The organism is Desulfosporosinus burensis, from assembly GCF_054657535.1.
In genome coordinates this window covers 120,778-134,365 of sequence record NZ_BAAHYN010000011.1, presented here as the reverse complement: position 1 = coordinate 134,365, position 13,588 = coordinate 120,778, and the positions used below count along the sequence as shown (strand labels likewise).

Genomic DNA, 13,588 nt, shown 5'->3' with positions numbered 1-13,588 from the left:
TCCCTACGTTTATAGGATAAATAAAATAACGCTCAAAGCCAACACGTTTCATAACGTTTTGTGCCTTGAGCGCAGCGAAAGGAATGGATATAAACATGAAACTGACACATACCTAACTTTCGATACGCTATAAATAGGTAAGACACTTTTTTTCTGCTAACAGTTATTTTTTGCGCAAAAATTGCGCTATTGTAGTAATCTTCGGAGGCTTGTAACATGGCTATAATAGTACAGGGAACGATCAATGTCGAAGGGGTATTATCTACAATAATTGCTATTTTCCACTCAAATAGCGCTGCCGCTGTTCGGTCGGGACGTTCAGTATATTGCACCAAGGGAAAAAGAGAAATGGCTCATCAGAAATAAACTCCTGGATGTAACCACTGTCCAAAATGCTGTCCGTCTTGATTTTTTGGAGGCGTCCTTTGACTTCCCCAACAATTTTGTCATTGACTATTCCTTCAATATAACAAACAGCGACTTTGGTCCTTGAGAGCTTTTCTATTACCAGCATTTCGGTTTTCAGGCGGCTAGTACGGACCCGCCGCTGCAGAAGACTAATATTTGTGGTTAAGTTTTCAATTAAGCCGGAACTCCCTGAAGGCAATATCCGTACAACGTTCAAAGACCTCTATGCCCATATACCCTATGAGCCGGAGCGGTGGCGCAAGGGTGAAAACCTGCTACTGTTTAACGAGTATTAATGTTTAATGAATTGATTTCGATATTAGGACTTTATTTAGATATAGGTATTAAGGCCTTTCCATAAACCTTCTTCCTTACTGGGAGAAGGTTTTTATATTCTTTGACTATTAGAAGCGTCGAATGAGCGTAAAATCTTGAGACAGTGTAACATAAATTTACAAATTGAATTTGTGGGTTATATCAAACATTTCCGGAAATTCAGAAAAATTTGTAACATTGTCTAACATGTTTTATGTAACTGGGGCATAAAAACATGTTATTTGCTGCGTATTTTTGCTGGTACGATATTTGCATAAGTATATATTCATAGCTACAAGGGGGGTGCGATGAAAATATTTATGCAGTTCAATAAAATTTTTTTATGCAATTTTAAAGGAAAGGAGGTGAGAATGTGGAGCAACAAGCGGTAAAAAAGGTGTATTTTTTAAGAGACTTAATTGTAGAACAAGCTCATAAATGGGGAGACAAGACTTTTCTCTATTTTGAAGATGAGCAATTTAGTTATAGAATTCTTGACCAACGAACTAACCAGCTGGCAAACGGCTTAATTAATTTAGGATTGGTGAAAGGTGAAAAGGTAGCCCTGATGCTTCCGAACCATCCTGACTTTATATTCTGTTGGTTCGCTCTGGCCAAAATGGGGTGCGTACTTGTTCCGGTTAATATCGATCTCAAGGGTGATGGTTTGGGTTATATATTAGACCATTCCGATTCGGAAACAGTAATTATCGATCACCAGTACTGGGAACGGTTTGAGAGGGTAATGCCGAAACTAACTAAGGTAAAACGAATCATTATTAGTACGGCGGACGCACCGTCCGGTTACCAGTTGCCGCCAAATACAACCCCTCTCCATAAGGTCTATAGCTCTAATGATACTTTGCCGGAGGTAACGCTCGTTGCCGATGATATGGCCAGAATAATGTATACTTCCGGTACCACCGGGATTCCTAAAGGAGTTGTGCAATTTCAGCCGATTATGATCGCACCTATGGGCTATAAACCTGAAGACATAGCTTACACTTGTTTACCCCTGTTCCATCAAAACGCCATGCTCCTTACGACCCAGTCTGCCTTGGCCGCGGGGGCAGCAATGGCAGTGTCCAGGAGGTTTAGCGCCAGCAAGTTCTGGGATGAGATACGGCGCTTTGGCGCTACTTGGACTTCCTTCATTGGTGTCATGGTTACGATTTTGTATAAGCAGCCCCCTCAAGAGAACGATGCCGAGAATCTGGTAAAATTTGCGTTCAGCGGGGCAGCACCCAGGGATATCTGGCAGGCCTTTGAAAATCGTTTTGGTCTTCAACTGGTAGAAGGCTACGGCGCCGTCGACGGGGCGGGAGTATTGCAAAACTCTGTCGGTGGTATTCCCGGTTCGATAGGAAAGCCGGTTGGATTATGCGAAGCGAAGGTGGTTGACGACGACGGTAACGAAGTCGGTCCGAATACGATTGGGGAACTGCTGACCAGGATTAAAGGAGCAACTGGCAACATGGTCGTCTATTATAAAAACGAGGAGGAAACCAAGAAAAAGAATGCCGGAGGATGGGTCTGGACCGGTGATTACGTTTATTACGACGATGATGGTAATTTCTTTTTTGTCGACCGTAAAAAGGATGCGCTACGCCGTCGGGGGGAAAATGTCTCATCCTGGGAAGTTGAAAGGATTATCAACCAACACCCGCACGTCCTGGAGTCGGCAGTATTTGGTGTTGTATCAGAACTTGGCGAAGACGATATTATGGCAATTATTGTGCCGCAACCGGAAAAAAACCCCGACCCTTTGTCAATCATCAAATGGTGCGACGAAAGAATGGCTTTCTTCATGGTTCCGCGGTATATCGAGTTCTGGGATAGTTTAGAAAAAACCGGTACCCATCGTGTTCAAAAAGTTGATTTAAAAAAACGGGGTGTTACTCAAGACACTTGGGATGTGGAAAAATCGGGATTTAAAATTGCTCGTTAATAAGATCCAACTCAAAAGATTGATAGGGGGCTTTTTATATGGTTGAAGTTTCAGACAAGGTGGATAACAGTCTGGATGAGGGGCCTAGCCAGAATTGGAATGAAATAGAAAAGGCCATCCTTACCCGACGAAGTGTGCGACTTTATCAAGACAAGCAAGTTCCGGAAGAGCTGATTAAAAGAATTTTGGAAGCAGGACGTTTTGCTCCTTCGGCAGGGAATTTCCAGCCATGGAAATTCATAGTAGTGAGAGACCCGAAGTTATTAACCCTTCTTGAAGAAGCTACCATCGGGGGCTGCCAGAAAATTGTTGAAATGTTTGGTGACTCCAAACCACCCCAACCGATCCACCCACTTCCGGCTTCCGCAACACGTGAAATTGCAAATCGAAATTTCGGTGTCCTTCATGGTGCTCCTACCGCTATCCTCATTTTCAAAGACGTTCGCGGGTTCCACAGTCCGGATCTCGATTGCGGTATTGCTGGACAAAACATGGTGATTGCAGCTTCAAGCCTGGGCCTGGGAACTTGCTGGGTAAACTTTGTCGATGTAGCGTTTAAGTTTGTGCCCCAAGTAAAAGAGTTCTTTGGTATTGAATACCCGTATGAGTTTCTCACTAGTATCGCTGTTGGTTATCCCAAGGTTAAGCAATTAAAGGATGTGGACAGGGAGACGCATGCTGTGGAATGGTATGAAAACGACAGTAAGCATGTGATTTATTAAGGAGGTTACGAGAAAATGGAGAAGACCGATTTTCTTGATTGGGCTAGTACTGATTTGCGCGAAAGCAAATATGGGGTAGTGGCTATCGACCAGGACAAGTGTAATGGCTGTAAGTTGTGTGTTCAAACCTGTCCAAGCACATCATTGGAGGTTATCGACAAGAAAGCAAAGACGAAAGTAGTTAATGAGTGCCAGGCTTGCGGTAATTGTCAGTCAATTTGTCCTAATGAAGCAATCATGGTGGTTGAAGGACCTCAGTGGCCCGGATATTACAAACTTGTCGAAAGGGGAAAAATTTCCAAACCCCGGCTCAAATGGTAAGAATTATTTGCACAAGAATAACTTTCTCAAGAGTTCTTTGCCTATGAGTATTCATTGAGTAAGTTTATCATCAAATAATTGCTGGATTTTTCTTTAAGGCAATGAGGATACCAAATAAGGAACCCGGGGGGGCTTCTAGTAAAATCCAGCTAATTATAATGGTGTTAAGTAACTAAATCGCAAGTAGGAGGTAAGTTTATGAAAGCTCTTGTTTACCACGGTGGAAGAACTATTTCAGTGGATGATATACCAAAGCCCGAACTTCAAGGTCCGGAGGACGCCATTGTGCGCGTCACCACGACCGCAATCTGCGGCAGCGACTTGCACATTCTGCACGGCTTTTTGCCAGTGGATCCGGGAACAGTTATTGGCCATGAATTCTGTGGTGTAGTGGAAGAAGTAGGTTCCGCCGTCACCAAGGTGAAACCCGGCGACAACGTGTTAAGTATGGCTGGGGTTAATTGCGGGAAATGTAGTGCTTGCCGTAACAGGCTAATCTTCGCTTGCGAAAACGGGGGGATTTTTGGCTGTGGGCCGATCTTTGGTAATCTTCAGGGGGTACAGGCGGAGTATGTCCGTGTAAAGTATGCCGATGAAGTTCTGGAAAAGATACCAGAAGGTCTAACGGATGAGCAGGTGCTCTTTGTCGGGGACATTTTGGCCACCGCCTACACGGGTATTGCGGGAGTAAATCCGGATGGCAAGGGAATCCAGCCAGGGAGTGTCGTAGCCATTTTCGGAGCAGGACCTGTGGGTCTGTGTACCGTAGCAGTAGCGCGTGTTTTCGGTGCTTCCCAAGTTATAGTCTTAGATATGGAGGACAACCGACTGGAAGTTGCCAGACGTATGGGGGCGGACAAGGTCATTAATATTACTCAGGCGGATCCGGTAGCTTCGATTATGGAAATTACCGGCGGTCGAGGGGCTGACCTTGTCGTTGAGGCTGCAGGCAGTCGAGAAGCTTTTGCCAGTTGCCTAGCCGCAGTGACTATCGGTGGAACAGTATCCGTCATCGGAATTATTAATCAACCGGTAGAATTGGACTTTCTTAAAATAATCCCCAAAAATATCACTATTCAAGCTGGACTGGCCAATGTCATCCATACGAAGAGACTACTCAGCCTTATTCAGGCTGGCAAACTGGACCTGAGCCCATTGATTACCCATAGACTGCCGCTGACAGAAGCTGTACAGGCTTATGAGATTTTTGAAAAGAAGTTAGAAGGGGCCATCAAGGTGCTACTTAAGCCTTAAGAGTCAGCCATTGGATTAATTCCCTAAGAGTTATTTCACGTCGAAGTCGACTACCTTCATTGGGCCACTTTCGGTGGGTCGAATACCGGAACAGGATGGGAAATGGAGGGGGCATAATTAGTGTATGATGAAAATTCTAATCAATAATTTCAGAATTTTCACTATAATAAGAAAAAAACCATAATTAAGAGGCAGAGCAAGATGACTATGAGGATTATAGTTGTCTCAAAATCAATGTTGACAGGAGAGTTGCCTTCGTAACCAATATAATCATCAATTACAGCGAGTATGGGCTTATTATTTTACAGGAGGGCTACATGAATCAGATCGGCCCTAAAGGGAGGAAAGCAACGTGGATGTTTATATTATAGGTGTGGGAATGACGCGTTTTGGAAAATATCTTGATCGCTCGATTAAAGATCTTACCAAGGAGGCAATCGGAGAAGCCTTGCTCGATGCAGGTCTGCAACAGGAGGACTTACAGGCAGCTTGGTTTGCCAATTCGACTTGGGGCTTTTTCGAGGGCCAACATCAGTTGCGGGGTCAAGTGGCATTGGGCGCTATGGGTATTCATGAAATCCCTGTCTTTAATGTAGAGAGTGCCTGCGGGGGTGGAGCCCAGGGACTTCATTCAGCCTGGCTTGGTGTTGCCTCAGGGGCCTACGACTGTACGTTAGCTGTTGGTACTGAAAAGCTCTACAACCAGGATAAGGTAAAGTCGTTCCAGGCCATAGGGACCGGGACAGATGTGGAAAATGTAGAAACCATGTTTGCTGGCTGGATAGAGAGGCTGAATAAGTTGGGCATCCCGACAGAGGCTCTAGAGGGTAGTGGAGTAAACCGCAGTGGGATGATGGACATCTATGCCTATATGATTAGCTGGCACATGAAGAAGTACGGTACAACTCAACGTCAGTTGGCGGTTATTACCGCCAAGAATCACTGGCATGGTTCAATGAACCCCAAGGCACAGTATCAGGAAGCGATGAGCATCGAAGAGGTACTGGCAGGAAGACAAGTTGCCTATCCACTAACGGTACCTATGTGTGCTCCTTTAGGCGACGGGAGTGCGGCTGCTATCCTGTGTTCTGGCGATTTTCTTAAGGGATTGAAATCATCGCGTCCAGTGAAGGTGCGGGCATCCGTCTACGGATCGAGCACGACGAGAACATTTGACGAGGAGGACAAAGCAATTGAGGTAAGACTTGCCAAGAAGGCCTATAATATATCTGGATTAGGACCTGAAGATATTAACCTACTGGAGGTCCATGATGCCGCTGCCTTCTCTGAGATTAAAATGACCGAACAATTGGGTTTCTGTAAGCACGGAGAAGGAGGAGCACTTGCGGAGTCCGGGGCGACGACGTTAGGCGGCCGTATCCCCGTGAATGTCTCCGGAGGCCTGATTTCACGTGGCCATCCCCTTGCTGCTACGGGTGTAGCTCAAATTATTGAGTTGGTAACACAACTTCGGGGAGAAGCAGGAAAAAGGCAGGTTGAAGGGGCTAGACTTGGTATGGCGGAAAACGGAGGGGGTCAGCTTTATTTCGAGGAGGCGTCGATGGGAATTCATATCCTCGAGAAGGTGTCAAAGTAGCAAGTGGTTACGTAAGCTCTTTGGTATTTAAATAAAATTCTGAAGCTTATTATTAGATAGAATTTGGGACCTTTACAAAAAAAGATTAAGAGGAGTGAACAAAAATGAGTTACTTCGATTTAAACAAAGGTTTGTCCACGGAGGACATCGCTCTGAGAGATGCGGCCCATAAATTTGCGACCGAAGTTATGCGGCCTGTCAGTAAGGAACTGGATCAGATGTCAGCAGAAGATGCCATCGGGCCGAATTCGCCTGTATGGGGCTTATTGAAAAAGGCCTACGCACTCGGTTACCATAGAATACTGCTGCCGGGGGACGCCGGACTCGGATTGACACCACTGCAGATACACCTGGTGCAGGAGGAACTGAGTTGGGGCAGTTTTGGACTTGCTGCTCTGCTTAATGGGGTAGGGTTACCATTTAATTTTGCCGCAATATCGGGTGACCAGGAACTTATTGAGAAGTTTACGCTGCCGTTTTTGGGCAATAAGGATGCCAGCTTGATTGGCTGCTGGGCTGTCACGGAACCGGACCGTGGTTCCGATACATCCGCTTTCAAGGAAGACTTCTTCAGTTCTTCAGGTCTTCTTGGCAATGTTCGGGCAAAACTGGAAGGCAACGAGTGGGTAATTAGCGGGCAGAAGGCCGCGTGGGTGTCCGGTGCGCCCATTGCTACCCATGCTATTATTCATGTACAGGTGGATTCGTCGAAAGGTTTGAATGGCATGGGTTTATGTGTCCTACCGCTGAACCTAAAGGGAGTTTCTAAAGGGAATCCACTTCGGAAGATGGGTCAGAGGGACTTGTGTCAAGGTGAGCTTTTCTTCGAAGAAGTAAGAGTACCTAAGAATTATATGATTCTTGGTCCGGATCAGTATCATTTTTTCAAGGAAATAATCCTTGCCACTGTAAATGCCGATATGTCCATTTGGTCAACGGGTCTGGCGAGAGCTGCTTTTGAAGAGGCATTAAAATACGCTAAAGAAAGAGTCCAAGGGACCAAGACCTTAATCGAGCACTTCTCGGTGAGACAGAAGCTGTTTGAGATGTTCTCTAAGGTAGAGAGCTGCCGGGCCCTCTCGCGTGCCGTTTGTGAACTCAACTATCATAATCCCACACCGTTCTTAGAGTACTCTATTGCCGCGAAAGTAACGTGTACCAGGCTGTGTTTCGAGGTTGCCAGTGACGCGGTTCAGCTGCTTGGTGGCAACGGTCTGGCCCAAGAGTACCTCACGGAGAAACTCTTCCGGGATGCCAGGACCACTCTGATCATGGACGGGTGCAATGACGTTCTAAGTGCGACAGGTGGAGCGATGCTGGGGGAATTTTACCCGAGATGCCAGCAAGGTTGAGCACTGATTGATACTTCTACCAAATCCGAAACAGTTCATCAAAAACCACTGCAATTTTGCAGTGGTGTTTATCAGTTCAAGAATTACTGTAACTTTATAATATTGCTGAACTTCTTGGGTTTTTTACCGTTGAACATATATTTCGACATACGTAGAGGGGATGAAAAATGAGGTGCGCAGAAACAGGGTATAATTTAGAAATTGATTTAGCAACTGGAACATTGAGAGAGTAGAAACTGATCCGAAATTAACCGAACTTCATCTAGGGGGACTTGGTTACAGCGTCAAACTATTTTGGGATAGGGTTCCTCCTGAAACAATGTTCGTATGGTTCGTATGGCAGGTTCAGACCTTGCCAAAGGTTCAATTGTTATAAATAGTGGAGCTATCATCAGTCCATTAGAAATTGGAGTATTAGCAAGTTTGGGAAGAAGCAGCGTCAAAGTAATAAGGAGACCTATAGTGTCAGTTGCTGCTACGGGTGATGAAGTGATACCTGTGGGTGGGAAAAAAGATAGAGGGCAAGTATTTAACAGTAATGCTTATTGTATTGCCAGTCTGGTAGCTAGCTATGGGGGAACTCCTCGTTTATTAGATGTTATTCTGATGACAAGAACAAATTACGGGATAGTATTACTAGGGGCTTTGGATCAGACCTATTAATAACCATAGGGGGTACCTCAAGTGGCTTGAAGGACATAGTTTCCGAGCATGGTTTTGAAGAAATATCGTATGGAGATAACCTTTATCACAACGGATTGCCGTTAAAAATATTAAAAGGTACAGATAACCGGATACTTCCACATTTGGCTTTGCCGGGAAAACCAGTAGGGAGTATTATAGTTTTTGAACTTTATGGTCGGTCTGTTCTTGAAAAAATGTCTGGAAGGGGAAGTAGTACTTTCAAAGTTTGCTGCGCTACCATGCAAAACGAAATTATCAATGCCGGCAAAGCAAACATTTATGCTCGTGTGAAGTTGCAAAAGAAGCAAGAATTTTATATGGCGTGGTCTACTGGTAAACCCGATCATGATTTAATTTGTCCCAATGTAGAAGCCAATGGCTTCGTATTTTTACCGAAAACTACTGAAAAGGTTTGTATCGGAGATCAAGTGAGTGTGTTGGTTCCAGGTTGGAGTGACTTTTAATTAAAGCGGGTTTATCTTCAAACAAAAAAAACTATCTCTAATGTCGTGCTCACTAAAGCAATGAACTAAATTTTTATTGATAGATAGGGTGTAATATGTTAAAATTAATCATAACATAAATTGAAACAGAGTTTCATTATATGAAACAAATCGGGGGCGAAGATCATTTTTAAGGAGATGAATTTTGCAGTTTTTTGGTACTAAATAGGAATAGTGGAATAGTGGAATAGTGGAATAGTGGATAGGAAAAGGTTATGCTAAACAATTTTTGAGTGAAATTCGCAAAGGCAATGGATATAATGTAATTTACGCAATACCGAGTTTCACTCTATGAATATATGGTTCAGGATTAAGGCTACAGACTTTCGATCGAAAATTTTAAAGGAGGTAATTTAAATGGCTCTTTGTGAAGTAAAAAAGGAAAATGATCAGGAACAGGTTTGTGCAGGACCCAAGCGCTTATCACTAGGCGAAGATGAAAATTTAATCAATGAGTCGAGAGAAATTGCCATTAAACCACATTGCATGAGCGAATTTCGAAAGAAAGTAGCACAAGCGATTGAAGCAAATAATTTATGTTATAACTGTGAAACGGGGTTTCATTATATGAAATAAGCAAATAAATGTATTATCCAATTTTAAAATTGAATATCGAAAGCCGGTTTTTCCTTAACTCTGGGGAAAATCGGCTTTTTGTGTGCATCCATGGTAATTGGCTGTTGGAGCTAGCTCAGACAGAAGGGATTTCCAGTTTTCATTAAGTAAAAAGGAATGATTCATCAGACCCTGATTTACCCCCTTGAGTTTCTTTACTCGGACCCTAAAATACATACCCCATAGGTCCTTGGGCAATGACCTTACCAAAAACTACCTGAAATTAACCAACTGTAAAATTGCGTGAGGCCGGACACTTAAGCTATGACTTTATTTTGTCCCGTCCCGCTAGCTGGAGGATGTTTAGGGATAATTGGAAGTTAAGGCAAGACTGGAAATCTCTTGGATCCTGTCCGGTAATCTCTTCAATACGATGTAAGCGATATTTTAGTCCACTTAACGACATATTCATAGCTCTAGAGGTCTCCTCAACGCTACCACGGTGGCTTAGAAATTCCTGCAACGTAGGAATGAGCTGAGTTTGATAGGTCTCATCGTATTCAATTAGAGAACCTATTTGACTGGTAGCAAAGTGTAATAATTCTGACGGATTTAAGGCGCTAAAAAGCAGAGCATGTGTACCAAATTGTTCAAGAGAGATCACTTGGCCTTGATTTTTCAGGGCTTTTCCAATTTCTATGGCCTTTTGAGCGGATAAATAGGAATGGTGAAAATCAGATAACTCTTTACAGCTACTCCCAATCCCTATGGTCAGCGATACTTTGGGAAAATGACGAGAGATTTGTCTAATAAGATTTTCAGCAAGTTGTCTAGTGACCTTTTCAGGGCTATCAGGTTTATCTAGCTGGATTAACATGATTAAATTATCGCCTTTGTTTACGACCATACCCTTGCCTAAGTGTTCCAGGCAGGATTGAACGGTGTTAACAAGGTCTGTTTTTAATTGTACGATCCTTTTTTCATTTTGCGGAAAGGAGTTTACCAATTGGGTAATGTTATCTATGTCTAAGATCAGAACCCGATGAGGAAGAGTAATATCATAATTCAGTCCGAGTGCCCGTTTGATGATTGAACGGGGCTCGGGGAAATTTCCCGTTAGCAATTCATCAATGAAATCACCCATTAACCGCCTTTCGACTGCGGTGATTTTCTTTTCCTCTAATAGTTTAAGGACAAAGATACTGGCGGCGTGTTCTAAAGAGACACTCTCCAATTCTGAAAAGGGTAGCTCCGTGCGAAGCAAAGAAACAAAACCTAGCAATTCGCTCCCAACTAAGATCGGTGATACCAAACGGTATACTTGGATATCTGAATACTGACCTGTTATTTGAAACGGGCGCTTTTGCTGTAGGTAAAAGGCGGAAGCTTTTTTAAAAGAAGGGTTGGTCCAAATCGAATGATAAGGGGTCAGGAGATCTTTTGTGACAGATTGCGCCGGAAAACAAGTAGTTTGGGGGATAAGGTGACGATCTTCCAAAATCACAGTGCATTTCATAAACTCTGCAAGACTGGCTGCGATTGCTTCTACACCTTTACCTTTCAAAATACATTGAGTCAGCTGTTCATGAATGCTGACTATTCGTTCCAGAATACCGTTCTGAACTGTGATCCTGCGATTAGCTTCTTCCAGTTCTTCACTGATCTTACTCACTTCATAATAGGCTAGTTCTGGGACTATTTCTTCGCCCCATTCTTCAATAGTCTTACCGATAAAAGTACAATGCTCATCGCCCTTGCCAGTACATTTTACCTCTTTATAAATGACTTTCTTTCCTAGACAGGCAGAACGATAGCCACCTGCGTATCCTACTAACATCCAACACACAGGGTCATTGTGGTAACCATAATGTAGTATGTGTTGTTCGGCCTCAAAGGAGTTTGTCCAGATCCCTTTAAGTGACCAGGTACCCTTTGGTCGATTTATATCAATAATGTCGGTATTAACGTGGACGAAGCCTTCCAGAGTGTGTATGGTAGGACCGGCATAATTCCATTCTGACTCATTGTCTAATTGAAATTGCTCTTTGATATTTATGGCTGCTTGAAAACCACAAGACCAACCATAACGGATGAGAAAACCTTTAGCTCTATCCATACCCAAAGTATCAATTAAATCTTTGCGCAGCTTTCCAAGGGCAGATGCAGCGAAGATTATTACACGTGAGCCCTTTAAAAGGATTTTCCCTTGTTCTGGCTGAAATTGGAGCAGTTCGTCCATACGCAATTCTGAAGCCCGCATATAGCTCTTCACATCCTAACACTATTCAGTCTATTTTAAATATTCCAAATACTAATTCGTGAAAAGTTGTTTATAACCTCTTTTTACATTGGTTTCTATTAGTCAATTCGGGCTGAATAATTTGGAAATTTGGAACTGTTTTAAGATAGAGAAAGATAACTAAATGTGCTACATTTACGGAAGATTCAGAATATAATGTGAGTTAGGAATCAAGGAATATGAATCGGAGAAGGCTTAAACCAGTAAAAATTGGCCAAAGGGGGGGAGTAGATCTTCTAATTTGGGTCATTATGGCTTTCTATTAATTCGTTACCGAACCGGGGACGTGGTAATAAACTAAGGAAGCATGTTCTTGCGGTAGTGCCTTTAAAACTCCTTACCCCGTTTTGAATGAAAGCCCTTCGAAAATTGATCAGCGCAAACTAGAAAAAAGGGAGATGTAGTATGATCGTTAAAAAAAGAACTGTTTCTTCTAATTTGAGATCAGGCCTTTTCTTATTAGCAATAAGTTTAGTCTTAAGCGTAGCGGGATGCGGAGCAAATACTGCAAGTTCTAATAGTTCTGCTAATCCCTCTACAGAAGCACCGAAGCCGATAGAATTAAAGCTGGCCCACTTTTGGCCTGCTACCCACACGGCCGAAAAGGACATTGCTCAAGGTTGGATAAAAGCAGTGGAAAAGGCTACGAGTGGGAAGGTTAAAATAACCAGTTATCCTGCTGAAACCCTTTTAAAATCTGCAGAAACCTATGAGGGTGTTGTAAAGGGTGTTGGTGATATCGGAATATCCGCCTATGCCTATACTAGAGGACGTTTTCCAGTCGTTGAAACCTTTTTGTTACCAGGTATTAGTAATAAAAATTCCAAAACAGCAAGTCTTGCGCTTATGGAAGGTATCAAAACTATGAAGCCAAACGAGTTGCAAGATAGTCATCATCTCTTTAGTTGGGCCACTGGTCCGGGTAATTTGATGTCAAAGACACCGTTTCGAGAATTAAAGGATATAAAAGGCCTTGAGATTGGAGCAACTGCAGGCCCCAGAGGGGATGCGATTAAATTATTAGGAGCTACACCGATCACGATGCCGATGCCTGAATGGTATGAGGCATTGCAAAAAGGCATGATGAAAGGCGGAGTTGGTCCGTTAGAAACCATGCAGGGCTTTAGATTAGGTGAAGTCACTGGTAATTATATTACCATGACGCCGTTCCTTTACAATCAGGCCTTCTTCTGTACTATGAATCTGGCAAAGTGGAATTCTATCCCCGCTGATGTTCAGAAACAAATTACTGACGCAACCGAAAAGTTTTACGTCGAAAATGTCCCCAGTATGTTTGATAGAATTAATGAGGCAGGCTTAAAATGGACCCAAGACAAAAAGAAGGTAGAAATTATAAACCTCTCTGAAGCTGAAACAGCAAAATGGCTAGAGCTTATTAAGCCGCTTCAAACTGATTATGTCACCTTTTTAAACAGTAAAGGCTTAGATGGAGAAAAGATTTTAGGTACAGTCAAAGAAGTAACTGATAAAAATAATAAGTTAAATTAATGTACTAAGACGAGGGCCTTAAGTCTCTGAGGAGTTTAATATAACCTTAGGTACTTTGGCCCTCGATTAATTTCATCAAAGCAAGTAGGCTTGCCCATAGACTCGGCAAGCTATGCTTTCT

Annotated in this window: 12 protein-coding genes and 1 pseudogene; 11 read left to right on the top strand and 2 right to left on the bottom strand. The window is 43.1% G+C overall.

Going from position 1 to position 13,588, the window contains the following annotated elements; genetic code table 11:
* Window positions 1-32 precede the first annotated feature (32 nt).
* Window positions 33-607, bottom strand: a pseudogene (locus ACYQ3Q_RS19405) (spore germination protein).
* Here ACYQ3Q_RS19405 and ACYQ3Q_RS19400 point away from each other — a divergent pair.
* From ACYQ3Q_RS19400 to ACYQ3Q_RS19355, 10 genes are all read left to right on the top strand, one after another.
* Window positions 567-704 (top strand): hypothetical protein, encoded by a 138-nt coding sequence (locus ACYQ3Q_RS19400; RefSeq protein ID WP_459930250.1) that lies wholly within the window; start codon window positions 567-569, stop codon window positions 702-704. The pseudogene ACYQ3Q_RS19405 and the gene ACYQ3Q_RS19400 overlap by 41 nt on opposite strands.
* Window positions 705-1,096: 392 nt before the next feature.
* Window positions 1,097-2,671, top strand: a complete 1,575-nt coding sequence (locus tag ACYQ3Q_RS19395) for an AMP-binding protein (protein WP_459930160.1) — start codon at window positions 1,097-1,099, stop codon at window positions 2,669-2,671.
* 38 nt (window positions 2,672-2,709) lie between these two features.
* The gene (locus ACYQ3Q_RS19390; protein ID WP_459930159.1) at window positions 2,710-3,393 is read left to right on the top strand and encodes a nitroreductase family protein; all 684 of its coding nucleotides are present in this window, start codon (window positions 2,710-2,712) and stop codon (window positions 3,391-3,393) included.
* A 15-nt stretch (window positions 3,394-3,408) separates the two neighbouring features.
* Window positions 3,409-3,714: a 4Fe-4S dicluster domain-containing protein gene (locus ACYQ3Q_RS19385; RefSeq protein WP_459930158.1), complete on the top strand. Its 306-nt coding sequence runs from the start codon at window positions 3,409-3,411 to the stop codon at window positions 3,712-3,714.
* Window positions 3,715-3,912: 198 nt separating this feature from the next.
* The gene (locus tag ACYQ3Q_RS19380) at window positions 3,913-4,968 is read left to right on the top strand and encodes a zinc-dependent alcohol dehydrogenase (protein WP_459930157.1); all 1,056 of its coding nucleotides are present in this window, start codon (window positions 3,913-3,915) and stop codon (window positions 4,966-4,968) included.
* Window positions 4,969-5,320: 352 nt separating this feature from the next.
* A complete protein-coding gene (locus tag ACYQ3Q_RS19375) occupies window positions 5,321-6,565 on the top strand; it encodes a thiolase family protein (protein ID WP_459930156.1) in 1,245 nt (414 codons plus the stop codon).
* 104 nt (window positions 6,566-6,669) lie between these two features.
* Entirely contained in the window at window positions 6,670-7,917 is a 1,248-nt protein-coding gene (locus tag ACYQ3Q_RS19370; protein ID WP_459930155.1) for an acyl-CoA dehydrogenase family protein, read from the top strand.
* Window positions 7,918-8,253: 336 nt separating this feature from the next.
* Window positions 8,254-8,580, top strand: a complete 327-nt coding sequence (locus tag ACYQ3Q_RS19365; RefSeq protein ID WP_459930154.1) for a molybdopterin-binding domain-containing protein — start codon at window positions 8,254-8,256, stop codon at window positions 8,578-8,580.
* A gap of 26 nt (window positions 8,581-8,606) precedes the next feature.
* A complete protein-coding gene (locus tag ACYQ3Q_RS19360) occupies window positions 8,607-9,065 on the top strand; it encodes a molybdopterin-binding domain-containing protein (protein ID WP_459930153.1) in 459 nt (152 codons plus the stop codon).
* Window positions 9,066-9,461: 396 nt separating this feature from the next.
* Entirely contained in the window at window positions 9,462-9,680 is a 219-nt protein-coding gene (locus tag ACYQ3Q_RS19355) for a hypothetical protein (protein WP_045691452.1), read from the top strand.
* 301 nt (window positions 9,681-9,981) lie between these two features.
* On the opposite strand, the gene ACYQ3Q_RS19350 is transcribed toward ACYQ3Q_RS19355, so the two are convergent.
* Entirely contained in the window at window positions 9,982-11,919 is a 1,938-nt protein-coding gene (locus ACYQ3Q_RS19350) for a XylR N-terminal domain-containing protein (RefSeq protein WP_459930152.1), read from the bottom strand.
* 444 nt (window positions 11,920-12,363) lie between these two features.
* Between ACYQ3Q_RS19350 and ACYQ3Q_RS19345 the strand changes: the two genes are divergently transcribed.
* Complete coding sequence (locus ACYQ3Q_RS19345; RefSeq protein WP_459930151.1) at window positions 12,364-13,467, top strand: TRAP transporter substrate-binding protein; 1,104 nt, start codon at window positions 12,364-12,366, stop codon at window positions 13,465-13,467.
* The last annotated feature ends 121 nt before the right edge of the window (window positions 13,468-13,588 follow it).